The following is a 23,769-nucleotide window of genomic DNA, read 5'->3' as shown; positions in this document are numbered from 1 at the left end:
ATGACATCGCGCGGCGCCCTGGTCACCGGCGGCACCGGAGGTATCGGTACCGCCATCTGCAAGAAGCTGGCCGACATGGGCCACAAGGTCGCCACCAATTACCGCAACGAGGAGAAGGCGCGCGCGTGGCAGGCGCAGATGAAGGCCGACGGCTACGACATCGCGCTGGTGAAAGGCGACGTGACCTCGCCGGACGAAGCGCAGGCGATGGTGAAGGAAGTGGAACGGACGCTGGGCCCGGTCGAGATCCTCATCAACAACGCCGGCATCACCCGCGACGGCACCTTCCACAAGATGACCGCCACCCAGTGGGGCGATGTCATCAACACCAACCTCAACTCGGTGTTCAACGTCACCCGTCCGGTGATCGAAGGGATGCGCGACCGCAAATGGGGCCGCATCATCCAGATCAGTTCGATCAACGGCCTGAAGGGCCAGTACGGCCAGGCCAACTACGCCGCCGCCAAGGCCGGCATGCACGGCTTCACCATTTCGCTCGCGCGCGAGAACGCCAAGCTCGGCATCACCGTCAACACGGTATCGCCCGGCTATGTGGCCACCGACATGGTGATGGCGGTGCCGGAGGAAGTCCGCGCCAAGATCGCCGCCGACATTCCCACCGGTCGCCTGGGCAAGCCCGAGGAAATCGCCTACGCGGTCGCCTTCCTGGTCGACGAACAGGCCAGCTGGATCACCGGCTCCAACCTGGACATCAACGGCGGCCACCATATGGGGTGGTGAGGCACAGAGGGGAACGGGGAGTCGGGGGCGCGGGCCTCCTGCCATGCCGCCTCCGGCGAAGGATCACGTCGTTCCCGTTCCGCGCCCCGCTTTGCCTGAACAGGGACACCCTGCCCTCCGGCCTGTTGCAAGGGCTGTTGCGCTGCGTCATGCTGCCGCAATACGCGTTTAGAGCGAAGACTCAATGGCTGCGATCCGCATCATCAAGAAGTATCCCAACCGTCGTCTGTACGACACGGAGATCTCCAGCTACATCACCATCGAGGACGTGCGCCAGCTGATCGTGGACGGCGAGGATTTCGAGGTCCGCGACGCCAAGACCGGCGACGACCTGACCCGCACCGTGCTGCTGCAGATCATCAGCGAGCAGGAACAGGACGGCGAGCCGGTCCTGTCCACGCAGCTGCTCAGCCAGATCATCCGCTTCTACGGCGACTCGTTGCAGGGCTTCATGGGCAACTACCTGGAGCGCAGCATGCAGCTGTTCATGGAGCAGCAGCAGCAGTTCCGCAGCCAGATGGGCAACCTGCTGGGCCAGACGCCCTGGACCATGATGAACCAGCTGACCGAACGCAACATGGAGCTGTGGCAGGAATTCCAGCGCAACCTGACCGGCGGCATGGGCCGCCCCACGACGGTCAAGCCGAAGGACGCTCCGCGCGAGACGCCGAAAACGCGCGCGCGTTGATCCTCTACGTAGTGAGACCCGGCCCGCGCCCTGTTGCGCGGGCCTTTTTTTGAGCCACACCCTCAGGAACTTCGCATGACGCAACGCATTGCCGTGGTGACCGGTGGCCTGGGCGGCCTGGGCTTGGCGATCTGCCAGGCCTTGGCGAACGCCGGCCGCAAGGTGATCGCTGCCGACCTGCCCGCCTCTCCCGAACGCCTGGACGAGTTCCGGGCCCGTACCGCCTCGCTGGACATCGAGACCGCCGTCGTCGACGTGGCCGACTTCAATGCCTGCGCGGCCTTCGTACGGGACATCCAGGACCGCCACGGCGCCCTCGACATCCTGGTCAACAACGCCGGCATCACCCGCGACGCCACCCTGTGCAAGATGGACAAGGCGCAGTGGGACGCGGTGATCGGCGTGAACCTGGACAGCGTATTCAACCTGTGCCGGCACGCCGTGGACGGCATGCAGGCACGCGGTTTCGGTCGCATCGTCAACATCAGCTCGGTGAGCGGCCAGACCGGCAACTTTGGCCAGGTGAACTACGCCGCGGCCAAGGCCGGCCTTCACGGTTTCTCGATGTCGCTGGCCCGCGAAGTCGCGCGCAAGGGCGTGACCGTCAACAGCGTCTCGCCCGGTTACGTGGAAACGCCGATGACCCGGGCCATGCCGGACGAGGTCCGCGAGCGGACCGTCGCGTCGGTCCCCGTCGGCCGCATCGGCCAGCCAGCCGACATCGCGCGCGCGGTCGCCTTTCTCACTGCGGACGATGCCGGCTACATCACCGGCGCCAACCTGCCGGTGAACGGCGGCCTGTTCATGAGCTTCTGACCTGATCCCCGGTCGTACGACGATCTCTTCACGAACCCTCAAGAGACTTCCCGATGAAACTCACTCCTCCCACCTTCGGTGTCTGGCTGATCGCCCTGCTGCTGGGCGGCGGCGGCATCGCCGCGAAGTTCGGTTACGTGCCGGTGCTCGCTCCGCATGCGTTCTGGCTGGTGGTCGCCGGCTTCGGCCTGCTGGTGGCCGCGACGCTCTTCAGCAAGCTCTGAGCGCCACGGGCTACGCTCCCGATGTCGATCATCGGGAGTCGGCCATGGAACTGATCGTCGCACTGCTCGGCTTCTGAAACAGGCCTCGCCGGGTTGTGCCTCCGTTGCTCGGCATCGCGGCGGGGCTGGCCTTGTTCCATCTGACCGGCAAGGCACCTTCATCGGCCGCCATGGCACTTGGCTGTGCCCTGCTCGGCCTGGCCATCGACTTCCCGCTGGATTACCTGCGCGAACCCTTCCCGCGCGATCCCGGCGCCTGACCGTCATTCCATTTCGAAGCGCTCGAAAGCGATCTCGAGTGTCTCGAATAGGGTGTCGCCCACCGCCGCATCCAACGGTGAAGGCGCGTACGCCGCCGGTCGCGCCCGCAGGAAGCGCCAACGCATCACCGGGTTGCCCTGCTCGTCCAGCAACGTGATGGTGACCGTGCGCCGCGCATCGCCCCCATTGCGTGCCTCGTCCCACCACTGATACCAGGCGAGGGAACCGGTCACGCCCCGGCGCAGCAGCAGGTTGTCGTACCGGGTCAGCGTTGGGAGTTTCGTCGCCTCCAGCACCCTGTCGTTGCCATTGCGGTACTCGTTCACCTGCAGGCGGGCTTCGGGGAAGACCACCTCGGACACGCCCGCATCGGGCCCGTCGCCCAGACCGAGGTCGACGTGGAAATTCATTCCGGCATACGGACGATCGCGCTGTACGGGCATGGCAGGGGCTCCATGAGGGAAGGAGAGCGCGCCCGTGTGGGGCACACGCTCTTCCAACGCGATTCCTCGCCCGCGGAGGTCAGGCCACCTCCACCTGCCCTATCCACAGCCGGTTGCCATCCGGATCGTCGATCCGGAACTCGCGCATGCCGTAGAACGTAGTCTCCAACTCCGGCACGTCCAGCCCGTTCGCCCGCGCCTGCGCATGGAAGACGCTGATGTCGTCGGGATAGAGGTACAGCACCGCGCCGCGCGGCGCGTCCGGGTTCACGTTGATCGACTGGTCCAGCATCACCTGGCAATCGCCCCAGCACAGCTTCGCCCAGCCCCAGTCGTCGCGGCGGTCTTCGAGGGTGAAACCGAGCTTCTCGTAAAACGCGATCGCCCGCGGCAGATGGCGGACGGGCTGCATGGGGATGATCTGGGGCATGGATCTCACTCCTTGAACGCGGCTTCCGGCAAACAAGCTATCGCGCTGCGCTGGCGGACGACGTGCAGCGCTGGATGCGCGATGGAACCGGCTCACCGGCCCTCCGTCGGCAGAGCTCACACGGAGATGAACAACCCGGGGGCGTACGCGGCCGCCAACAACGCAATGATGCCGACGACACTGACCGTGAGCGCAAGTGCTGCATGGCGCGTCCGACCGCTTTTTGCGGCCACCGTCGCAAGGCACAGACAAAGCATGGGCAAGGACCACCATCCCTTGATCGTGCGAAACACGAAATGCGAGTAGCCCGACTGGACGATGTCAAAACCGGCCCAGGTCTCGGCGAATGCGTCGCCGGCACCGTGCTGGATGGCATAGATGAAATAGCCCTGCGCCAGTACCAGTAGCAGCACCATGACAACGATCGCGATTCTCTTGAACACGCCCCCCCTCCCTTGCATGGCCGACCGGAGTGGGCACACGGCCTGTGCGCCGATCTCCGGCTCGAGCCGAGCGTTGATGTCGTTCCTCAGGCAAAGCGGCCGAAGGCAGCCTTCGTCCCGGTGGCCGGATGCGCCTGGCTCAGCGCGGGGCGCCCTCGTTGCCCTTGCGCAGGAACGTCGCCAGGCCGCCCAGCTGCAGGCCCTGCACCTTGTCCACGACGGGCGCGAACTTGCCGACATCATCCGGTGTGTAACCCCCTGCGCGGTACCACAGGGTGATGCGGGTGCCGCCGTTCTCTTCGACGAAGCGCCACTCGAGCGCGCCGTGCAGCCCCATGCCCTGCAACGGGCCGAGGCCCCCGGTCATGCGCATCAGTTTGCCCGGATCGGTGAAGGTCACCGTCATGTGCCAGGCCTGCTGCGCGCCTTTGATCTCGCAGAAGCAGCCGCCGGCCTTGTCGCTGATCGACAGCCTCGAGGCATCGCCCCACCAGGTGTGGTCGGCCGGCCACCAGCGGCCGACATCGTTCACCAGCGCCGCGTAGGCCACCTGCGGCGCGCCGGGTACCCATTCGGAATTCTCGAGGGTGAAGCCATTAGGCTGCGCATCCTTGACCGCCGCCTGCACCGGCGCGGCGACCGCCAGCCCCCGCAGCACGACCCCTGCCAGCGTCTTCACTGCGCCGCTCCCTGGGGGCAGAGCTTCGCGCGGTAGGCCATCGCCTTGGGCATCAGCGCGGTGAGGTTTTGGATGCGCGTGCCGGGATTGGGGTGGGTGGAGGAGAACTCCGGCGGCGCCTGGCCCCCACTGGCTTCGCTCATGCGCTGCCACAGCGACACGGCTTCCTGCGGATTGAAGCAGGCCGCCGCGGCCAGCATCAGGCCCACTTCATCGGCCTGCGTCTCGTGTTCGCGTGCGTAGGGCAGCAGGTAGCCGTAGCCCATCGCGGCCATCACCATCTGCTGTTGTTGCGGATCCATGCCGCTCATGGCGCCGGCCATCTGACCGATCTGGGTGAGCTTCTGCTGCGACATGCGCTGCGCGCCGTGGCGCAGCAGGGCGTGGGCGATCTCGTGCCCCATGACGACGGCCACGGCGTCGGCGTTCTGCGCCACCGGGATCAGGCCCGTGTAGACGGCCATCTTGCCGCCGGGCAGGCAGAAGGCATTGGCCTGGTCGGACTGGATGACGTTGACATCCCAGTCGAAGGACTTCCAGTTGCCGCTGGGCTGGGTGCCTTTCTCCGCCGCGATGGCAGCCTCCACCTCCGGCACCTTGGCGATCAGCCGCTGGGCGATGGCGCGTACCTGCTGGGCGATCTGCGAATTGGGATCGACCGGCTGCTCCTGCTGCAGGATTTCCTCGTAGGCCTGCAGGCCGAGCGCCTTCTCCTCTTCCACGCCGATCGAATTGTCGATCAGCACCTTCTCGCCGGTGTACGGATCGACGACGCGGTTGTTCAGGTAATAGCACCCGCCGTAAACCAGAAAGCCCAGCAGGATCAGCCAGCGCAGGTTGCCCAGTCCGCTGCCGCGACGCCCGCCGCCCTGCCCGTACTGCGAGCGACCGTAAGGATCTTGCCTCATCACCCTCTCCCTGGCGGCTAGATGCCGCGAACGACGCGGAAACCCACCCGCGCATTAGTCATATCCGAATCCGAAGACGAACGCCATGCCGCGCGCGCCTGCGCCGGTGAACTGGCCCAGGAACCGCCGCGCACGACCCGCGACCTGCAGCCGGGGTTGAACCATGCGGCCCCGTCCGCCGGAGCGCGCCGGTAGCTGGCATGCCAGCAGTCGCCGACCCATTCACTGGTGTTGCCGTCCAGGTCCTTCAGGCCGAAGGCATTGGCGCGGAAACGGCCTACCGGCGCCGGTCCCCAGTAACCGTCGCCATAACCGACGAACGCGTTGTTCCAGGTGCGGCCACTGGGCGAGCGGTCGTTGCCCCCGGTCAGGTTGGCCACGCCGCGCGGCGGCTGGCCGTTGCCCCAGGCGTAGCGTCCCTGCTGGCCGGCGCGCAGCGCGTATTCGTATTCGGCCTCGCTGGGAAGCCGGTAGCCGTGGCCGGTCTGGCCGGCCAGCCACTCGGCATAGGCCTCGGCGTCGTAGACGCTCACGTGGAGCACCGGCATGTCGTCGCTGGCGGGCTGGCCGGCGTAGTCGGATCGCCAGTCCACCCCGCTGCGACGGACGAAATTGCCGCTGCGTTCGTCATAGACGATGGAGTGGCCACGCCGGGTGGCCCGTGGCCGGTACTGGGTTGCCTCGACGAAACGCCGGAACTCGCCCACCGTCACTGGATGCCGCGCCATGGCGAAGCCGCGGTCGAAGCGGACGTAGTGCGCGGGTTTCTCGGCATCGGCGGCATCGACCTCGTCGTCGCCCGCGCCCATCAGGAAGCCTCCGTGCGGTACCACCACCATTTCGGGCCCGCGACCGCCGTTATGCAACGCATCGGTGAACGCCTGGCCGGGACGGAACAGGCCGTAATGGGTCGCCAGGTCGATGCGCTGCCGGAAATCGGCGGCAACGCGATTGCCCGGTTCGGCGATGCGCAGGACCTCGGCCAGCTTGATCCGCGCATCCTTCAGCCCCAGTGGCGTGACCAGGTCGCGCACGCCGGCGTCGCGCAGTTCGACGATGCGCGCCAGGCGGATGGCTTCCACCCGCACGCGCGCGTCGGCCACGGTCTGCGCGTCCTGGCGGACCTGCGCGGCATGGTCCAGCCAGCGCCGGGCCGTGGCGAAGTCGCTGCCGTGGGCGGCCTCTTCGGCGCGCCGGATCATCGCGCTCTCGACCGCCGCCACGCCCTGCAGTGCGCGCGGCTGGCCCGGTTTCCACTTCAGCACTTCACGGAAGCCGGCCAGCGCGCCGCCACCTGCTTCGCCCAGCCGGCCCTCGCGCAGCGCACGCTCGCTGGCCACGTTCAGCCGGGTGAGCTGATCGGCTTCGTCCACCCGGGCCAGATACGTGGCAACCGCCGTATCGCCGGGCGCCACGGTGCGTGCGACGGCCGCGATCTGGCGTGCGCGCCGCAACGATTCGGTGCGGTCTTCGGCATGGCGCAGCGTCTGCCGCCCCTGCTCCAGCAACCGATCGAGGCTGCGGTCGAGTCCGCGTCTGGCGCGGGCATCGGCAGGATCCAGGCGCAACAGCGCAAGGTAGAGCGGAATGGCATCGTCTGCCGTATCGAACAGACGCCCGTCGGACAGGGCGGCCGCGGCACGGCGATGCGCATCGGCAACGCCTTCGGGCGCCAGCGTTACGGCCGGCGGGCGCCAGTTCAACTCCTCCACGCTGCTGTCATCGCCACTGACCGTCACGCTGGGCATGCGTACGGCATCGGTGGCGCCTTTGGCGTCGCCCGGACCCGCCGCATCGCGCGAGCACGCGGCGAGCCACGGCAGCGTGAGCAACATGACGGCAAGGATCGCGCGCAAACACCCTCCGTGATGGGAGCGACCGGCCCCCGTGAGAGAATGCCGGCAGACAATACCGGCAGACGATACTGGCTGAGCCGGGACCTTAGGTTATTGTCCCCTGACTGAGCAAACGACGCATTACGCGGAGACCACGTTGCCCCACTGGATAGACACCCCCGCCGCGCTGGATGCGCACCTGCAGCGCCGGCCCACGCGGATCGGCCTGGATACCGAATTCGTCCGCGAGCGCACCTTCTGGCCGCAACTCGCGCTGGTGCAGATCGCGCTGGACGACGACGTGCTGCTAGTCGACCCGCTGGCCCCCGGCATGACCGACGCCCTGCGGCCGTGGCTGACCGATCCCGCGATCACCAAGGTGATGCACAGCGCCAGCGAGGATCTGGTGGCGTTCAAGGTGGCCTGCGATGCGTTGCCCACCCCCCTGTTCGACACGCAGATCGCCGCCGCCCTGGCCGGAGTGGCGGCAGGCATCGGTTACCAGAAGCTGGTGGAGCGCATCACCGGCGTCGTGCTGCCCAAGGGCGAGACACGCTCGGACTGGCTGCGACGACCGCTCAGCGAATCGCAACTCCACTATGCCGCCGACGATGTGCGTTACCTGTTCGCCGTGCACGATGCCTTGCGGACAGCGCTGGCGTCTTCGGGGCGCCTTGGCTGGCTGGAGGAGGACTGCGCGCGCTTTGTCGACAATGCCGCGCAGGACGAAGGCGAGCGCTGGCCGCATCTGGGCATGCGCAGTGCGCAGTTCCTCGATGCGGATGCGCAACGCCGCCTGGTGCGCCTGCTGCGCTGGCGCGAGGCACAGGCCCGGGCCAGTGACAAGCCGCGCAGTTGGATCCTGGACAACGAGCTGGCCGTGACACTGGCGCGTACGCCGCCAACGGACAAGACGGCGCTGCTGCGCCTGTTCGACGGCCAGCCCAAGGCGCCCCGCAAGCTGGCCGATCCGTTGTGGCAGGCGCTCGCTACGCCCGTGGACGACGAGGCCGCGATGCCGCTGGCGCGTGCCGCCAGCGACGGCGACAAGGCGCGGCTCAAGCGACTGCAGGATGCCGTGGCCACCCGGAGCGCCGGCCTGGGCCTGCCCGACGGGGTGCTGGCCTCGCGACGCCACCTGGAAGCGCTGCTGGAATCCGGCCAGTGGCCCGCCTCCCTCGCCGGCTGGCGACGGGCCGAACTGCAACCCGTGCTGGAGCCGATCCTGGCCGGCCCAGGCTTGGCACAGGCGCCCGCCGCGGGCTAGAATGGCGCCGCTCTTGTGGGGCCATAGCTCAGCTGGGAGAGCGCGTCGTTCGCAATGACGAGGTCGGGAGTTCGATCCTCCCTGGCTCCACCATCCAACACGAAAGTCCAGGCGAAAGCCTGGCCTTTTTCTTTGCGCCGCCCACTCCGCTCTTCCAAAGAAAAAGCCCGCCGGCACGAGGCCGACGGGCTGGGAGAGCAGGAAATCGTCTGATCAGAACTTGTAGTTGACGCCCAGCAGGTAGGTGCGGCCCCACTCGACGTATTCCAGCGGGCGATCCTTCGTGCCGGCGTAGGTCTGGTAGGCCTCGTCGGTCAGGTTGCTGACCTGGAACAGGACGCTCAGGCCATTCAGCGCGTGGCCTTCGGGGAACGAATAGCTCACCTGGGCGTCGGTGACGTCTTCGCCCACCACGTAACGCAGGGTGCGGTCGCCGTCGAAGTTGCCGATTTCACCGATGAAGTCGGAACGCTTGCGCTGGCTGACGCGCGCTTCGAAGCCGTTGCGCTCGTAGTAGGCGGTCAGGTTGAAGGTACGTTCCGACAGACCCGGCAGCGTGATGTTCTGGCTGCCGACGCTGTTGGTCGAACCCGGCGGCGGCGGGATGGTGATGTCGCTGTCGTTGAAGCTGGCGCTGGCGATCACGCCGAAGCCTTCCAGCGCATCAGTAAACAGGTCCAGCGGCAGCGACGCGGTCAGCTCGATACCCTTCATCTTGCCGCCCTTGCCGTTGTAAGGCGCGGTGAAACGACCGGTGCTCTGCGTCGGCGGCTCGCCCGGGCCGGGCACGTAATCCACCAGGAAATCGCTGAAATCGAATCCGTCACGCGACTCGGTGTAGATGTAGGTACGCAGGTCCTTGTAGAAGAACGCGGCGGCCACGTACGCCTTCGTGCCGAAGTACTTCTCGTAGGAGAGGTCGAACGCATAGGCACGCCAGGGCTCGAGCTCCGGATTGCCGCCACTGCCGCCCGGCTCGCCGGTCGCCGTGTTCACGCCAAATTCCAGCGACGCACGCAGTTCATCCACGCGCGGCCGCGCCACCTGCTCCGCAAGACCGATGCGCAGGGTCTGGTCCGCCGGCAGCGAGAACGCCAGGTTCATGCTCGGCAGGACTTCGGTATAGGTCTTGCCGCGGTCGACAGGCTGCACGTTGCTGCCGGCCGGCTGGGTGCTGTCCCAGTAGCGCGACTGGGAGGACTGGTCGACGTGCTGGATCTGAACGCCGATGTTGCCGCGCACCGGGATGGAGCCCCACTCCGTATCGATGTTGGCGCGGGCGAAACCCGTGCTGATCTTCTCGTTGACGTCCCATGCCTTTGGAATCAGGTACGACAGGTTGTCCACCGGATTGAAGGTCATGTAGCGGGCGACGGCGGCCGGCACGTTCCAGGAAGGGATGTAACCGATGCCGGCGAATCGCAGATCCACCAGGCCGTACTGCAGGTCCGAGGCGATGGACGTGACGCCCTGGGCGCCCAGGTTGATGTTGCCTTCGGGCTGGCGCTTCTTCTTCTCGCGGTCGGCGTAGTTCAGGCCGACGTCCAGATCGGTGAACCAGCCCAGCGATTCCGGCAGCGGAAAGGATGCCGCCAGCTTCACGGCGGTCAGGTGGTCCTCGACCTTGGGCGTCTTGCCGTAGCCGGAACCGTAGATGGTGTTGGCGAGGAAAAGCTGCGAAGGATCGGAATAGTCGAAACCCGGATTGATCTGCGAGAAGCCGCCCGAGCGGAAGCTCAGGCCGACCGAATCCAACTGCGGGGCCGGCAGGCGCTGCGTGTTGTTCTCGAGATTGATTTCGTCGCGCTTGGTCTTGGACCAGCTGACATCGGCCACCAGGCGCACCGCACCGACATTGAACTCGTTGTTCCAGCCGAACGCGTTGATCTCGTCCTCGCGGTAGTTGTACATGCCGCGCACGAGCGGATACACGTTGTTGGCCGTGCCGCCGGTGAACGTGTTGTTGCCGTTGATGACGGGGTCGTCGACATCAAGGCGACCATAGCCACCGTTGTAGTCGCCGATATGCACTTCGAACTGGTTCGCAGTGCTGACCTGCTCCGCTTCGGAATGGAACAGGTCCAGCGTGCTGGTCCAGGCATTGGAGGGACGGAACTGCAGGGTCGCCATCACGCCGTCGCGCTTGGTCTCACCCGTGCGGCGGAGCGCCTTGATGCCATCGGAATAGAAGGTGCCGGCCGGCACGCCCGGGCGCCAGTTGTCGCCGATCGCCTGCCAGGGCTCGTACAGGCCCACCTGGTTCTCCTGGATCGGCGTGGTCGCATGCGAATAGCCGATCGAGAAGCCGAACGTGCGCGCTTCGTTCTGGGTGATGTAGCTGGCGTTGATGCGCTCGCCGTACGCGGACGCATCGGCCGCGTTGCCGAGAGAATTGCGCTGGCCGCGGATGCCGACCGCACCGACCGGCGCATCGAAGCTAAGCGGACGCACGGTCTGCATGTCGACCGTACCGGACAGACCCTGGCCGCCGAGGCCGGCGTCGGGCGTCTTGTACACGGTCACGCCGCTGACCAGCTCGGACGGATACTGGTCGAACTCGACGCTGCGGTTGTCGCCGGTGCTGACCATCTCGCGGCCGTTCAGCAGCGTGGTGGAGAAGTCGGGCGACAGACCGCGCACGCTGATCACCTGCGCACGGCCGGCGACGCGCTGCGCGGCCAGGCCCGGCAGGCGGGCGAGCGATTCGGCAATGCTGACATCGGGCAGCTTGCCGATGTCTTCGGCGGAGATCGCCTCGACGATGGAGGTGGAATCGCGCTTCACCGAAATAGCACTTTCGATGCCGCGGCGGATGCCGGTCACCACAACGGTATCGAGCTCGGTGGCGTCGGCTTGCTGGTTCTGTTCTGCGGTGGCTTCGGCCGTCTGAGCCTGTACGCCGGTCGCGGTCAGCGCGATGGCGGACGCCAACGCCGCGCTAAGCAGGTTGCGCTTGAGTTGCATGTTCCCCTCTCCAAGGACGTTGTATGCGATGAACCGGGTGCGTCGCGCGATGCGATCGCCCGGCTCTGCCACGCCGGGGCGGGTGCCCCGGAACGTGCGGCCATGGTAGTGGTGCACGCAGCTGCACAAACCGCGCTGCATACGTATTCATGCATATTCCGCGTCATCATGTAACGCGCAATCCATGCCTGCACGCAGGCGTGCGAACGCCACCCTCCCCGGATCCGAAGCGCATTCACCTGCGCAGTGGGGCACCGGGATCCGGCGGCGATTCAGGGACGCAGCAGGAACACCAGGGGCACTTCGATGCGATCGCGCCACGCGGCCTCGTTGTGGGCCGCGCCGAGATAACGATGGCTCACCATGTCCACGCCGGGCCGGTAACCGCGCGCGCGCATCGCCGCATCGACCCGCTGCTGGTGCGGCTCGTACTGCGCGTCGATGGCTTCGGTGCCGTAGTCGAAATAGAAGCGATGCCGACCGGGCGCGGGGACATGCGTCGCCACATAGTCCTCGACGATGCCGCCGGCGATCGGCCAATGCGTGGAGACGCACCCTGCCCCACCGAACACGTGGGGAAACTCCATCACTGCGTACGCGGAGATCAGCCCGCCCATGCTGGACCCCATCACGAACGTGTCCGACGGCCCCGTCAACGGGCGGTACTGCGCATCGATGAACGGCTTCAGTTCGGTAGCCAGGAAGGCCAGGTAGGCGTCGGCGACGATCTCGGCCGTCGGGAACGGCGGGGCGCCCGGGGTCGGGATGAAGCTCTCGCCCCGGAGGGCCTTGCGCGGCCTGTACTCCTGCAGGCGCCTGGGCGTGTTCCACACGGCCACGATGATGGCCGGTCGCACATGGCCGTTGCCGATCAGACGCGTCATCGCCTCATCCACGCCCCAGTCGACGCGGGTGTAGGAGCTGGAAGGATCGAACACGTTCTGGCCATCGTGCATGTAGAGCACCGGATAGCGTGCGTCCTTCGCCTCGTCGTAGCCGGGTGGCAGCCACACATCCACGTTCCGGGCCGCGACAAGGCGCGAGGGAAACTGCGAATGGCGCAGCAACGTACCGGTGACGCCCTCGCCGACAACCCGCTGAGCGGGCGGTGAAGGCGACGCGACATCCTGTGCCAGCACCGCGCACGACGCGACGGAGAGCAGCAGTGCCATGCCGATCCGAACCACTCCGCTGCCCATGTTCACGGCACTCCAGTTCAATCGATGACGGCGTAGTACACGCCGCGGGCCGGAAGCGCGAGCGTGCCGTCCTGCACGGTGCCGGACGGCAGGCCGTGGCTGTCCACCGGGTGCGGCGACAGGCCGGCGGGCAACTTCCATGCGACGGGTTGCGGCGACAGGTTGAACACCACCAGCATCGCCGCGCCTTCGGTCTCGCGCACGAACGCCAGCACCGGTTCCGGCGCATCAAGGAAGCGGATGCGGCCCACCCGCAGTGCGGGCTGGCTGCGTCGCCAGGCCAGGAAGCGCCGCACCTGGTTGAGGATGGAGTCGGGATCGGCGTCCTGCGCGGCCACGTTGATGGCGCGGTGCTCCGCCGGGATCGGCAGCCAGGGCTGACCCTGGCTGAAGCCGGCCTGCTCGCCTTCGTGCCACGGCATCGGCGTGCGGCAGCCATCGCGGCCCTTGAAGTTCGGCCAGAACGTCTTGCCGTACGGGTCCTGCAGCGCTTCGTACGGCACGTCGGCCTCGGGCAGGCCCAGTTCTTCGCCCTGGTAGAGGCAGACCGAGCCGCGCAGCGAACACACCAGCGCCACCAGTTGCGCCGCCAGCGCCGGCGAGGCATCGCCGCGACCCCAGCGCGTCACGGCACGCTGCACGTCGTGGTTGGAAATGGCCCAGCACGGCCAGCCTTCCACCATCGCCGCTTCCAGGCGCTCGACCGTGTCACGGATGTAGCCGGCCGTGCCGTCGTCGGTCAGCAGCTCAAAGCTGTAGCCCATATGCAGGCGCTGGTCGGTGACATACTCGGCAGTGGTGGCCAGCGAGTCTTCCGACGAGATTTCGCCCAGCGCTCCCGCGTCCGGATACCGGTCGAGCAGCGCGCGCAGGCGCTCCAGGAAGCCGATGTTCTCCGGCTGCGTGTTGTTGTAGTAGTGGTACTGGTACGCGTAGGGATTGTCGGGACTGAAACCGCGACCCACGCGCTTGTCCTTCGGCTTGGGCGGGTTGTCGCGCAGCTGCGCATCGTGGAAACAGAAGTTGATCGCGTCCAGGCGCAGGCCGTCCACGCCGCGGTCCAGCCAGAACTTCACGTTGTCCAGCGTGGCGTCCTGCACGGCCGGATTGTGGAAGTTCAGGTCCGGCTGGCTGGCCAGGAAGTTGTGCAGGTAGTACTGCTCGCGGCGCGGCTCCCAGCGCCAGGCCACGCCGCCGAACAGCGACATCCAGTTGTTGGGCGGCGTGCCGTCTTCCTTCGGATCGGCCCACACGTACCAGTCGGCCTTCGGGTTGTCGCGGCTCTCGCGGCTTTCCTTGAACCAGGCGTGCTCCACCGAACAATGGCTCAGCACCTGGTCGATCATCACCTTGATGCCCAGCGCATGCGCCTTGGCCAGCAGGGCGTCGAAGTCGGCCAGCGTGCCGAACAACGGATCCACGTCGCGGTAGTCGGCGATGTCGTACCCGAAATCGGCCATCGGCGACTTGAAGAACGGCGAGATCCAGATGGCGTCCACGCCCAGGCCCGCGATGTAGTCCAGCTTCTCGACGATGCCGGGCAGATCGCCCACGCCATCCCCGTTGGTGTCCAGGAAGCTGCGGGGGTAGATCTGGTAGATCACCGCTCCGCGCCACCAATTGTTCTTCTTCATTGCGGCACCGGTCTGCATGCATGGCGCACCCCTCCGGTGCGCACGGCGGGCGCCACTATTCCACGCCCCGCCGACATGCGTGAGGGCGAGGCGTTACGGGCGCGCATGAATACGTATGCATGCAACGCTCACGTCAGCGGACGTGCGTAGCGCGTTGGTCGGCATCCGAGGCTGGAAGGAACGGCCGAAATCCAGGTGCGGCAAGGGCTTGGGCGGTAACTCGACGCTCGGCGGGCACGATCGGCCGCACCCGGTGCGCTATCCGCATTGTTTGCGGTGCAGCATGGAAACGCACGCGCTTGCCTGCAAGATGCCGCCACGTCCGCGACCTTCGCGCACGCCCTTGTCCACGCTCCGCCAGGAATCCTGCATGACCGCCAAGCCACGCCTGTCCTTCTGGCAGATCTGGAACATGTCCTTCGGCTTCCTCGGCATACAGTTCGGCTTCGCGCTGCAGGGCGGCTTCATGTCGCGCATCTTCCAGACCCTGGGCGCGGAGAAGGATGCGCTGCCGCTGCTGTGGATCGCCGCGCCGCTGACCGGCCTGCTGGTGCAGCCGATCATCGGCTATCTCAGCGACCGTACCTGGCATCCGCGCCTGGGGCGCCGGCGGCCGTTCTTCCTGATCGGCGCCATCCTCAGTTCCATCGCCCTGGTGTTCATGCCGCACTCGCCCACGTTGTGGATCGCGGCAGGCCTGCTGTGGGTGCTGGATGCCAGCATCAACATCAGCATGGAGCCGTTCCGTGCGCTGGTGGCCGACAAGCTGCCCGAGGAACAGCGCTCGTACGGCTTCGTGCTGCAGACGCTGATCATCGGCGTGGGCACGTGGGTGGCCAGCAACCTGCCCTGGTTCATCGCCCAGCTCGGCGTACCGAACGAAGCCGGTCCTGGCGTGGTGCCGCCCTCGGTGAAGGTGGCGTTCGCCATCGGCGCCTTCGTCTTCATGGCGAGCATTTTGGTGACCATCCTCACCACGCCCGAGTATCCGCCGGAAGACCTGCAGCGGTTCCGCGACGAACAGAAGCGCCGCGGCAACTTCGCTGGCGAGATCGCCCACCACGTGGTCCACATGCCCGCGCAGATGCGCCGCCTGGGGCTGGTGCAGTTCTTCAGCTGGCTGGCCTTCTTCGCCATGTGGAGCATGGCCACCCCCGGCCTGACCGAACACGTGTTCAAGGCGCCCGCGCCGGACCCGGCGGCCTTCGACATGGCGGTCCCGGCACAGGCCGCCGCCTTCCAGTCGGCCAATGCCGCCTTCCAGAACGCGGCCGACCTGGTCGGCTCCTACATGGGCTATTACGGGCTGTCGTCGATGCTGGTCGCCCTGCTGCTGAGCTTCTATGCGGCGCGCTTCCCGCTCAACCGCAAGGCGGTGCATGCCGGCTCGCTGGTGCTGGGCGGCGTCGGCTTCCTGTCGATGTGGTTCGTGCCGCATCCGGCCTGGCTGATCGGCTCGTTCGCTCTGGTCGGCGTGGCGTGGGCCAGCATCCTGTCGATGCCCTACGCCCTGCTGTCCAGCCATGTGCCGGCGGAGAAGATGGGCCTCTACATGGGCATCTTCAACATGTTCATCGTGATCCCGCAGATCGTCGCCGCCACCCTGCTGGGCCCGGCCCTGCGTGCGTTCTTCGCCAACGAGGCGGTCTTCGCGCTGGTCATCAGCGGCGCCAGCCTGCTGCTGGCGGCGCTGGCACTCGTCCGCGTGCGCGAACCTGCGCACGCGCCCGTCTCCCTCGCTTCGCAGGCCCATTGATGAAGTTTCCACGCCGACCGCTCGCCGCCAGCCTGGCCGCCCTGCTCTGCGCCCCCTTTGCCGCACTTGCCGCGGACGATTTCTACGGCACCACCGAGCCTTTCGCGAAGGAGGCGGTGTACTTCGTGCTGACGGACCGCTTCGTCAACGGCGACCCGTCCAACGACCACCGCGACCAGGGCGGCGCGAACCACACCTTCGACCGCCCCACGCCCGGCGCGCCGGAGGGACAGACCGACAACGTCGGTTACCTGGGCGGCGACTTCAAGGGCGTGCTGGACAACGCCGGCTACATCCGCGACCTCGGCTTCACCTCGGTGTGGATCACGCCGATCGTGGACAACCCGGATGAAGCCTTCACCGGCGGCGAAGAAGTGAAGTGGGCCGGGATGTTCACCGACCGTGGCAAGACCGGCTACCACGGCTACTGGGGCATCAACTTTTACAAACTGGATGAACACCTGCCCAGCGAAGGGCTGGACTTCGCCGGCTTCACCCGCGCCATGAAGGAACAGAAGCTCGACGTGGTGCTGGACATCGTCGGCAACCACGGCTCGCCCGCGTATTCGATGCCGAAGATGCAGCCCCAGTACGGCAAGGTCTGGGACAAGGACGGCAGGCTGATCGCCGACCACCAGAACCTGGACCCGGACAGGCTGGACCCGCGCCGCAAGCCGATGCACGCCTTCTACAACACCGGCGGTGGCCTGGCGCAGCTGTCCGACTTCAACGAGAACAACCCGGCGGTGATGGAGTACCTGGTCGGCGCATACGAGCAGTGGATCGACCAGGGCGCGGCGGCGTTCCGCGTGGACACCATCGCCTGGATGCCGCACGCGTTCTGGAAGGAATTCGCCGACCGCATCCGGGCGAAGAAACCGGGCTTCTTCATGTTCGGCGAGAACTTCAACTACGACGCCGCCAGCATCGCCGGCCATACCTGGGCCCGCAACGGCAGCTACAGCGTGCTGGACTTTCCGCTGAAGGCGAAATTGACCGAGGTGTTCGAGAAACCGGGCACCGGCTACGAGGAGATCGGCAAGGCGCTGTACCTGGAAGACGGCCCGTACGCCAACCCGTACGACCTGATGACGTTCTACGACAACCACGACATGGCGCGCATGAAGGCCAGCGACGCGGGCTTCATCGACGCGCACAACTGGCTGTTCACGGCGCGCGGCATTCCGGTGATCTACTACGGCTCCGAGATCGGCTTCGAGCGCGGCAACGCAGAGCATGCCGGCAACCGCAACTACTTCGGTCAGGAACGCATCGACGCGGCGCCGCAGAGTCCGATCTTCGCCCCGCTCAAGCGCATCGCCCAGCTGCGCCGCGATACCCCGGCCCTGCAGCGCGGCCTGCAGCTCAACGTGCGCCTGAAAGGCGACCAGGCGATCTTCTACCGCGTCCTGCAGCACGAAGGCGTCACCCAGACCGCGCTGGTGCTGCTGAACAAGGCGGATACACCGGCGAAGCTGTCGGTGTCGGAGCACCTGCAATCCGGCCAATGGCGCGATGCGTTCACCGGCAAGACCCAACGTGTGCGCAACCGCCTGCAGGCCGAGGTACCGGCGCACGGTGTGCGCGTGTTCCTGCTGGACGCGCCGATCACCCGCGCCGATACGCGCGCGCGCCTGGCCGAGCTGATGGCGCGCAAGGCGCCGAAGGCGGATTGAGGGGCCCCACTGTAGGAGCGACGTCAGTCGCGACCGGATGCCGTCAGCCCACTTCGGCGCAGGATGCCCAAGGCGAACCCTTGCGGTCGGCAGGTCGGCACGAGTTCATGACATGCACGGTCTGCGGTCGCGACTGACGTCGCTCCTACAACGGCGCCCTCACTTCGCTGCGGTAGACCCGCGCAGCGCCAGCTTCACCGGGATGGTCTGGCTTTCGGCGGGCTCGCCGTTGATAAGCGCCAGCAAGGTCTCGACCAGCAACGCACCCGCGCGCTTGGTGTCCTGCTGCACGGTGGACAGGCCGGGATTGATGAAGCTGGCCAGCGGAATGTCGTCGAAGCCGGCCACGGCGACATCGTCGGGCACGCGCAACCCGCGCTCCAGCAACGCCTTCATGGCGCCGACGGCGATCAGGTCGCTGGCGGCGAAGATCGCATCGAACGGTGCACCGCGGGCCAGCAGTTCGGTGGCCGCGTCGTGGCCGGACTGCTCCGTGGTGAGGGCATCGACCTGCAGGGCGGGATCGGCTGGGAGGCCCGCGGTTTCGAGTGCCTGGCGATGGCCGAGGTAGCGCTCGAAGAATTCGGGATAGTGGTTGGACGCATGCCCCAGGAACGCGATGCGTCGCCGTCCCTGCGCGACCAGGTGCGCGGTGATGTCGTGGCCACCCTGGGTGTTGTCGCAACCGATCGACACCCCGGGCGTATCCGGCTGGACGGCGCCCCAGCGCACGAAGTGGGTGCCCTGCTCGACCAGCTTCTCCAGCCGGCTGCGCGACTCCAGGTAGTCGCCATACCCCAGCAGGATGATGCCGTCGGCCTTCTTGCTGTCTTCGTAGTCGGCCTGCCAGTCGTTGGACAGCTGCTGGAACGAGATCAGCAGGTCGTAGCCGCGCAGCGCGCAGGCACGCGTGATGCTGCCCAGCATCGACAGGAAGAAAGGATTGATGGCCGATTCGTCCGGCGTCGGATCTTCGAAGAACAGCAGGGCCAGCGTGCCCGAATGCTGGCGGCGCAGGTTGGAGGCGTTCTTGTCGACCTTGTAGTTCAGCTGCTCGGCGATGGCCAGGATGCGCTTGCGCGTTTCCTCGTTGACCATCGGGCTGCCCCGCAGCGCGCGCGACACGGTGGGCTGGGACACGCCCGCCAGGTGGGCGATGTCCAGCGAGGTGGCCTTTCCCTTGATGGGCGCGATCACGGACGGCTTCGGATACGGACGGCAGAGGACCGGATGATGCCACGCTGGGAGGCCGGCGGCGATCCGGGGGGCGCGGGGCTTACACGGCCTTTCGGCGTCCCTGTGAGAGCGACGCGAGTCGCGATGAAGCGTTCCCGCGGGCCCTTCGCGACTCGCGTCGCTCCCACAAGAGCAGGCACCCCACCTGCAAATCAGGACGCGGCCTGCTCCGTCCGCGCCTTGCCGTGCAGCTGGACGCCGTCGGCGTCGGTGATGCTGACGGAAACCTCGATGCCGTGGCGCACGCTCTCGGTCACCACGCAGAAGTTCTCGAACTGGGCCAGGATGCGTTCCAGCGAGGCGTGCGCCGTGCCGGCCTCGGCCAGCTGGATATCGGCATGGATGTGGCCCACGCGCAGCCTGCCCTGCTCGTTGCGCACCAGCTCCGCGGTGGCATGGGTGACCAGCCTGCCCGGCGTGTTCCTGAACTTGCGCAGCGCGAACAGCAGGCTGGCCGACAGGCAGTTGGCGACGGCCGACACCAGCAGCCGCGTCGGGTTCGGGCCCTCACCCTTGCCCAGCGGCGCGGGCTCGTCGGTCATCAGGTCGGCGATGGTGGTGTCGTCGAAGCGGATGCGGAAGCTGTAGTCCTCTTCCTGTTCCAGGGTGATGCGGATCGGCGCGTCGGTGCTCATGGCGTGGCCTCCTGAGGGGTGTGGGCAGCGGTGGCGGGCACTTCGACCCACAGTCCGCCACGCAGGTCGCCCACCGCGAAGCCGGTGGCCGCGTCGTCAGGATAATGCGCCGCGATGGCCGTGCGGACGGCCGGGGCGACCTGCGCGCCATGGCAGGCCAGGCAGCCGGGTTCGGTGGCGATGCCCCGCATCAGGCGCAGCGCGACGCCCTCGGGCAGGCCTTCGCGGACCACGGATACCTGCTCCGCGGCAGGCGCTCCCTCCAGGACGGCTTGCTGGAAGGCCTCCAGCGTGGCGAGCTGCCAACCCTCGGCGGCCTGTCCGGCGTTGCGGTTGCGCCCGGGCAGCGCGACGCGGCCCAGGCGCACGCCGTGCTCGGCCATCACCGCGTCTGCGATGGCCGGCGCCTCGGCATGGCAGACCTCCACGGCCGCCATGGGGCCACCGGCCTGCATCGCCGCCTGCAGGCGACCACGCAGGCGAGCGCTGAAGGCCTGTGCGGCCGCCTTCGCGCGATCGAGATCGGGATCAAGCGGGGGTGCGGTCCGTGGCGCTTCGGCGCCCTGCTGCGGGCGGACTTCGGCCACGTCCCGGCCCGCATCGCCGACGGCCCCGGGGGCACACGCCGTGACGGCCCACGCCAGGCAAGCCGACCACAGCAGCCGTTGAGGGCTCGATGGACTCATGCGTTAGATTCCTTGTAAGCACGGTGCTTCAGCGCGTAGTACAGCAACGGGATCACCACCAGCGTCAGCACCGTGGACACCAAGATGCCGAAGATCAGCGAGATCGCCAGACCGTTGAAGATGGGGTCGTCGAGAATGAAGAACGCACCCGCCATCGCCGCCAGCGCGGTCAGCGCGATCGGTTGTGCGCGCACCGCGCAGGCGTCGACGACCGCCGACTCCAGCGACTGCCCGCGCTCGACCAGATGGTTGATGAAGTCCACCAGCAGGATCGAGTTGCGCACGATGATGCCCGCCAGCGCGATCATGCCGATCATGCTGGTGGCGGTGAACTGTGCGCCCAGCAGGGCGTGGCCCGGCATCACGCCGATCACTGTCAACGGGATGGGCGCCATGATCACCAGCGGCACCACATAGTTGCGGAAGTAGGCCACCACCAGCAGATAGATCAGCACCATGCCGGCCGCGTAGGCGATGCCCATGTCGCGGAAGGTCTCGTACGTGATCTGCCACTCGCCGTCCCACTTGATGCCGAAGCCGGCGGTCTCGGGCGGCTGGCGGATGTAGAACTGCCCCACCTGCTGGCCGTCGATGGCGTTGTCCGACACCTGCCCGACCAGGTCGAACATGCCGTACAGCGGGCTGTCGACCGTGCCGCTCTCGTCGCCCATCACGTACACCACGGGCAGCAGGTCCTTGTGGTGGATGGCGCCGTCCCACCAGGTGGAACGTACCTGCACCAGTTCCGACAGCGGCACGAGTTGGCCGTTGCCACCGCGCACCCGCAGCGCGAGCAGACCGTCGAGCGAAGCCTGGTCGGCCACCGGCAGGCGCAGGCGGATCGGACGCGGATACTTCGAGCCGCCATCGATCACGTGGGTGGCATCCAGCCCCGACAGGCCCGCGGCGATCGTCTCGGTGATCGCCGACTGCGGCACGCCCAGGCGCGCCGCGCGCACGCGGTCGATCACCAGGATATCGCGGCGTGCATCGGCTTCCACGCTGGTGTCCACATCGACGATGCCCTCGGTCGCCAGGAAGCGCTGCTCGAGCGCCCGCGCCACCTGCCGCTGGCGGGCATAGTCGGGCCCGTACACCTCGGCCACGATCGGCGACAGCACGGGCGGCCCGGGCGGCACCTCCACCACCTTGACCGACGCGCCATGGCGGCGGCCGATCGCGTCCACCTGCGGGCGCAGGGCGACGGCGATCTCGTGGCTCTTGCGCTCGCGGTCGTGGCGGTCCACCAGGTTCACCTGCAGGTCGCCCACGTTCGCACCCTCGCGCAGGTAGTACTGCCGCACCAGCCCGTTGAAGTTGATCGGTGCGGCCGTACCCGCATAGCCCTGGTAGTGCAGGACTTCCGGTGTGCGGTCCAGCACGCCGGCCAGCTCGGCCAGCAGGGCGTTGGTGTCCTCCAGCGTGCGGCCTTCGGGCAGGTCGACCACGATCTGCAGTTCGGACTTGTTGTCGAACGGCAGCATCTTCAGCACCACCAGCTTGAACACCGCCAGACTGGCCGCCAGCGCCACCAGCACGGCCATGCCGACGAACAGCAGGCGCCGGCGCCGCGTACCCGCGCCGGCATCCAGGAAGGGCGTCATCACGCGCTCGAACAGGCGATGCAGGCGCGCGGCCATGGTGCCTTCCGCATGCCCGTGGGCGGCGCCCTCACCCGCAGGCGCGACCGCATGCCGCTTGAGCAGCTTCAGCGACAGCCACGGCGTGACCACCAGCGCGATCATCAGCGACAGCAGCATGCCGACCGAGGCATTGATCGGGATGGGCCGCATGTACGGCCCCATCAGGCCGGTGACAAAGGCCATGGGCATCAACGCCGCGATCACGGTGAAGGTGGCCAGGATGGTCGGACCGCCCACTTCGTCCACCGCGGGCGGAATGGCCTCGGCCAGCGACATGCCGCCCTGCGCCATGTGCCGGTGGATGTTCTCGACCACCACGATGGCATCGTCCACCAGGATGCCGATGGAGAAGATCAGTGCGAACAGCGAGACGCGGTTGAGGGTGAATCCCATCGCCCACGATGCGAACAGCGTGACCGCCAGGGTCAGCACCACCGCGCTGCCGATCACGATGGCCTCGCGACGGCCCAGCGCGAACAGCACCAGCAGCACCACCGAGCCGGTGGCGAACACCAGTTTCTTGATCAGCGTCTGCGCCTTGTCGCTGGCCGTCAGGCCGTAGTCGCGCGTGGTCTCCACCTGGATGCCGTCGGGAATCACGCTGCCACGCAGTGCCTCCAACCGCGCTAGGGCGGCGGCCGGGATGTCGGCCGCATTGCTGCCCGGCTTCTTGGCGATGGCCAGCGTCACCGCGGGCGCCACGCCACTGGAAGGTCCCGAGCGTTTCGCGGGCGCACCGTGCCACACGTAACTCGACGGCGCATCGGCCGCATCGCGGACCGTCGCCACGTCCTCCAGGCGCACCGGCTGGCCACCCGACACGCCCAGCACCAGGCCGGCCACGTCCGCGCGATCGGCCAGGAACTGGCCGGAGGTCACCTGCACCACCCCGTCCGCACCGACGCGCTCGCCCGCCTGGCGCGCCAGGTTGGCGGCCTGCAGGGCCGCGGACAGATCATTCACCGCCAGGCCGTGGCTGGCCAGTCGCGCGGCATCGAGCTGCACCATGACGGCACGCTCCGGCGCACCCAGGGTGAACACGTCGCGCGTGCCGGGGATGCGCTTGAGTTCGGTTTCCAGCGTGTGGGCCACTTCGGCCAGGTCGCGTGCGCCGCGCTGGGGATCGTCCGTCCACAGGGTCAGCGCCATCACCGGCACGTCGTCGATGCCCTTGGGCTTGATGATGGGCTGGCCCACGCCGAGGTTCGCCGGCATCCAGTCCTGGTTGGAGAACACCTTGTCGTACAGGCGCACCAGCGCGGGCTGGCGCTTCACGCCCACGTCGAACTCCACCGTCAGGACCGCCATGCCGGGCCGGCTGATCGAATAGGTGTGCTTGATCTCCTCGATCTCGGACAGTTTCTGTTCCAGCGGATAGGTGACCATCTGCTCGACCTGGCGCGCATCCGCGCCCGGGAATGGCACGATGACGTTGGCCATGGTGACGTCGATCTGCGGCTCTTCCTCGCGCGGCGTGATCATCACCGCCACCAGCCCCAGCAGCAGGCCGAGCAGCGCGAGGATCGGCGTCAGGGGGTTGGCCTGGAACGTGCGCGCCAGGCGACCGGAGATACCCAGTCGCGGCGGGTTCGGGAGCGATGCCAT

Annotated in this window: 21 protein-coding genes and 1 tRNA gene; 9 read left to right on the top strand and 13 right to left on the bottom strand. The window is 67.4% G+C overall.

Going from position 1 to position 23,769, the window contains the following annotated elements; all coding sequences use genetic code 11:
* The 5 genes from phbB (CSC76_RS05010) (at nucleotide 1) to CSC76_RS04990 (ending at nucleotide 2,729) form a co-directional block, all read left to right on the top strand.
* Nucleotides 1–741, top strand: a complete 741-nt coding sequence (gene phbB / locus CSC76_RS05010) for an acetoacetyl-CoA reductase (protein ID WP_162108934.1) — start codon at nucleotides 1–3, stop codon at nucleotides 739–741.
* Nucleotides 742–925: 184 nt separating this feature from the next.
* On the top strand, nucleotides 926–1,429 hold the full coding sequence (gene phaR / locus CSC76_RS05005) for a polyhydroxyalkanoate synthesis repressor PhaR (protein ID WP_162108933.1): 504 nt from the start codon (nucleotides 926–928) through the stop codon (nucleotides 1,427–1,429).
* 75 nt (nucleotides 1,430–1,504) lie between these two features.
* Entirely contained in the window at nucleotides 1,505–2,245 is a 741-nt protein-coding gene (phbB, locus tag CSC76_RS05000) for an acetoacetyl-CoA reductase (RefSeq protein ID WP_162108932.1), read from the top strand.
* Nucleotides 2,246–2,298: 53 nt separating this feature from the next.
* A complete protein-coding gene (locus CSC76_RS04995; protein WP_156383629.1) occupies nucleotides 2,299–2,469 on the top strand; it encodes a hypothetical protein in 171 nt (56 codons plus the stop codon).
* 104 nt (nucleotides 2,470–2,573) lie between these two features.
* Entirely contained in the window at nucleotides 2,574–2,729 is a 156-nt protein-coding gene (locus CSC76_RS04990; protein WP_162108931.1) for a hypothetical protein, read from the top strand.
* 3 nt (nucleotides 2,730–2,732) lie between these two features.
* Here the strand turns inward: CSC76_RS04990 and CSC76_RS04985 are convergent, their stop codons facing one another.
* From CSC76_RS04985 to CSC76_RS04960, 6 genes are all read right to left on the bottom strand, one after another.
* On the bottom strand, nucleotides 2,733–3,173 hold the full coding sequence (locus tag CSC76_RS04985) for a phage tail protein (RefSeq protein WP_162108930.1): 441 nt from the start codon (nucleotides 3,171–3,173) through the stop codon (nucleotides 2,733–2,735).
* Between the two features lie 79 nt (nucleotides 3,174–3,252).
* Complete coding sequence (locus CSC76_RS04980) at nucleotides 3,253–3,603, bottom strand: VOC family protein (RefSeq protein ID WP_162108929.1); 351 nt, start codon at nucleotides 3,601–3,603, stop codon at nucleotides 3,253–3,255.
* A 116-nt stretch (nucleotides 3,604–3,719) separates the two neighbouring features.
* Nucleotides 3,720–4,046: a hypothetical protein gene (locus CSC76_RS04975; RefSeq protein WP_162108928.1), complete on the bottom strand. Its 327-nt coding sequence runs from the start codon at nucleotides 4,044–4,046 to the stop codon at nucleotides 3,720–3,722.
* Nucleotides 4,047–4,185: 139 nt separating this feature from the next.
* The gene (locus tag CSC76_RS04970; RefSeq protein ID WP_162108927.1) at nucleotides 4,186–4,725 is read right to left on the bottom strand and encodes an SRPBCC family protein; all 540 of its coding nucleotides are present in this window, start codon (nucleotides 4,723–4,725) and stop codon (nucleotides 4,186–4,188) included.
* On the bottom strand, nucleotides 4,722–5,633 hold the full coding sequence (locus CSC76_RS04965) for a M48 family metallopeptidase (protein ID WP_162108926.1): 912 nt from the start codon (nucleotides 5,631–5,633) through the stop codon (nucleotides 4,722–4,724). Before CSC76_RS04965 ends, CSC76_RS04970 begins: the two co-directional genes overlap by 4 nt.
* Before the next feature lie 17 nt (nucleotides 5,634–5,650).
* The gene (locus CSC76_RS04960; RefSeq protein WP_162108953.1) at nucleotides 5,651–7,468 is read right to left on the bottom strand and encodes a formylglycine-generating enzyme family protein; all 1,818 of its coding nucleotides are present in this window, start codon (nucleotides 7,466–7,468) and stop codon (nucleotides 5,651–5,653) included.
* Between the two features lie 157 nt (nucleotides 7,469–7,625).
* Here CSC76_RS04960 and rnd point away from each other — a divergent pair, with 157 nt between their 5' ends.
* Entirely contained in the window at nucleotides 7,626–8,735 is a 1,110-nt protein-coding gene (rnd, locus tag CSC76_RS04955; protein WP_162108925.1) for a ribonuclease D, read from the top strand.
* 17 nt (nucleotides 8,736–8,752) lie between these two features.
* Nucleotides 8,753–8,828 (top strand) — tRNA-Ala (locus CSC76_RS04950).
* Nucleotides 8,829–8,948: 120 nt separating this feature from the next.
* Here the strand turns inward: CSC76_RS04950 and CSC76_RS04945 are convergent.
* From CSC76_RS04945 to CSC76_RS04935, 3 genes are all read right to left on the bottom strand, one after another.
* Entirely contained in the window at nucleotides 8,949–11,699 is a 2,751-nt protein-coding gene (locus CSC76_RS04945; RefSeq protein ID WP_162108924.1) for a TonB-dependent receptor, read from the bottom strand.
* 272 nt (nucleotides 11,700–11,971) lie between these two features.
* Nucleotides 11,972–12,871, bottom strand: coding sequence for an alpha/beta hydrolase (locus tag CSC76_RS04940; RefSeq protein ID WP_162108923.1), 900 nt, complete (start codon nucleotides 12,869–12,871; stop codon nucleotides 11,972–11,974).
* Between the two features lie 44 nt (nucleotides 12,872–12,915).
* Nucleotides 12,916–14,532 carry an alpha-glucosidase family protein gene (locus tag CSC76_RS04935; RefSeq protein ID WP_162108922.1) on the bottom strand — a complete coding sequence of 539 codons (1,617 nt, stop codon included), beginning with the start codon at nucleotides 14,530–14,532 and terminating at the stop codon, nucleotides 12,916–12,918.
* A 370-nt stretch (nucleotides 14,533–14,902) separates the two neighbouring features.
* Between CSC76_RS04935 and CSC76_RS04930 the strand changes: the two genes are divergently transcribed.
* Together CSC76_RS04930 and CSC76_RS04925 are read left to right on the top strand one after the other, a co-directional pair.
* Nucleotides 14,903–16,288 (top strand): MFS transporter, encoded by a 1,386-nt coding sequence (locus CSC76_RS04930; protein ID WP_162108921.1) that lies wholly within the window; start codon nucleotides 14,903–14,905, stop codon nucleotides 16,286–16,288.
* Nucleotides 16,288–17,964 carry an alpha-amylase family glycosyl hydrolase gene (locus CSC76_RS04925; RefSeq protein WP_162108920.1) on the top strand — a complete coding sequence of 559 codons (1,677 nt, stop codon included), beginning with the start codon at nucleotides 16,288–16,290 and terminating at the stop codon, nucleotides 17,962–17,964. The genes CSC76_RS04930 and CSC76_RS04925 overlap by 1 nt, the downstream gene beginning before the upstream one ends.
* A gap of 159 nt (nucleotides 17,965–18,123) precedes the next feature.
* On the opposite strand, the gene CSC76_RS04920 is transcribed toward CSC76_RS04925, so the two are convergent.
* From CSC76_RS04920 to CSC76_RS04905, 4 genes are all read right to left on the bottom strand, one after another.
* Nucleotides 18,124–19,158, bottom strand: coding sequence for a LacI family DNA-binding transcriptional regulator (locus CSC76_RS04920; protein WP_238394876.1), 1,035 nt, complete (start codon nucleotides 19,156–19,158; stop codon nucleotides 18,124–18,126).
* A 194-nt stretch (nucleotides 19,159–19,352) separates the two neighbouring features.
* A complete protein-coding gene (locus CSC76_RS04915) occupies nucleotides 19,353–19,835 on the bottom strand; it encodes an OsmC family protein (protein ID WP_162108919.1) in 483 nt (160 codons plus the stop codon).
* Nucleotides 19,832–20,521: a c-type heme family protein gene (locus CSC76_RS04910; RefSeq protein ID WP_162108918.1), complete on the bottom strand. Its 690-nt coding sequence runs from the start codon at nucleotides 20,519–20,521 to the stop codon at nucleotides 19,832–19,834. The genes CSC76_RS04915 and CSC76_RS04910 overlap by 4 nt, the downstream gene beginning before the upstream one ends.
* Entirely contained in the window at nucleotides 20,518–23,769 is a 3,252-nt protein-coding gene (locus CSC76_RS04905; protein ID WP_162108917.1) for an efflux RND transporter permease subunit, read from the bottom strand. Before CSC76_RS04905 ends, CSC76_RS04910 begins: the two co-directional genes overlap by 4 nt.

The organism is Pseudoxanthomonas mexicana, assembly GCF_010093385.1.
Classification (GTDB): domain Bacteria; phylum Pseudomonadota; class Gammaproteobacteria; order Xanthomonadales; family Xanthomonadaceae; genus Pseudoxanthomonas_A; species Pseudoxanthomonas_A mexicana.
This window is presented reverse-complemented; position numbering and strand designations above follow the sequence as displayed.

What these genes read in the sequence shown, in the direction of transcription:
- phbB (WP_162108934.1), top strand. Translation starts at nt 1, where the DNA reads ATGACATCGCGCGGCGCCCTGGTCACCGGCGGCACCGGAGGTATCGGT.
- phaR (WP_162108933.1), top strand. Translation starts at nt 926, where the DNA reads ATGGCTGCGATCCGCATCATCAAGAAGTATCCCAACCGTCGTCTGTAC.
- phbB (WP_162108932.1), top strand. Translation starts at nt 1,505, where the DNA reads ATGACGCAACGCATTGCCGTGGTGACCGGTGGCCTGGGCGGCCTGGGC.
- CSC76_RS04995 (WP_156383629.1), top strand. Translation starts at nt 2,299, where the DNA reads ATGAAACTCACTCCTCCCACCTTCGGTGTCTGGCTGATCGCCCTGCTG.
- CSC76_RS04985 (WP_162108930.1), bottom strand. Translation starts at nt 3,173, where the DNA reads ATGCCCGTACAGCGCGATCGTCCGTATGCCGGAATGAATTTCCACGTC.
- CSC76_RS04980 (WP_162108929.1), bottom strand. Translation starts at nt 3,603, where the DNA reads ATGCCCCAGATCATCCCCATGCAGCCCGTCCGCCATCTGCCGCGGGCG.
- CSC76_RS04965 (WP_162108926.1), bottom strand. Translation starts at nt 5,633, where the DNA reads ATGAGGCAAGATCCTTACGGTCGCTCGCAGTACGGGCAGGGCGGCGGG.
- CSC76_RS04960 (WP_162108953.1), bottom strand. Translation starts at nt 7,468, where the DNA reads ATGTTGCTCACGCTGCCGTGGCTCGCCGCGTGCTCGCGCGATGCGGCG.
- CSC76_RS04945 (WP_162108924.1), bottom strand. Translation starts at nt 11,699, where the DNA reads ATGCAACTCAAGCGCAACCTGCTTAGCGCGGCGTTGGCGTCCGCCATC.
- CSC76_RS04940 (WP_162108923.1), bottom strand. Translation starts at nt 12,871, where the DNA reads ATGGCACTGCTGCTCTCCGTCGCGTCGTGCGCGGTGCTGGCACAGGAT.
- CSC76_RS04935 (WP_162108922.1), bottom strand. Translation starts at nt 14,532, where the DNA reads ATGAAGAAGAACAATTGGTGGCGCGGAGCGGTGATCTACCAGATCTAC.
- CSC76_RS04930 (WP_162108921.1), top strand. Translation starts at nt 14,903, where the DNA reads ATGACCGCCAAGCCACGCCTGTCCTTCTGGCAGATCTGGAACATGTCC.
- CSC76_RS04925 (WP_162108920.1), top strand. Translation starts at nt 16,288, where the DNA reads ATGAAGTTTCCACGCCGACCGCTCGCCGCCAGCCTGGCCGCCCTGCTC.
- CSC76_RS04915 (WP_162108919.1), bottom strand. Translation starts at nt 19,835, where the DNA reads ATGAGCACCGACGCGCCGATCCGCATCACCCTGGAACAGGAAGAGGAC.
- CSC76_RS04910 (WP_162108918.1), bottom strand. Translation starts at nt 20,521, where the DNA reads ATGAGTCCATCGAGCCCTCAACGGCTGCTGTGGTCGGCTTGCCTGGCG.
- CSC76_RS04905 (WP_162108917.1), bottom strand. Translation starts at nt 23,769, where the DNA reads ATGGCATCGCTCCCGAACCCGCCGCGACTGGGTATCTCCGGTCGCCTG.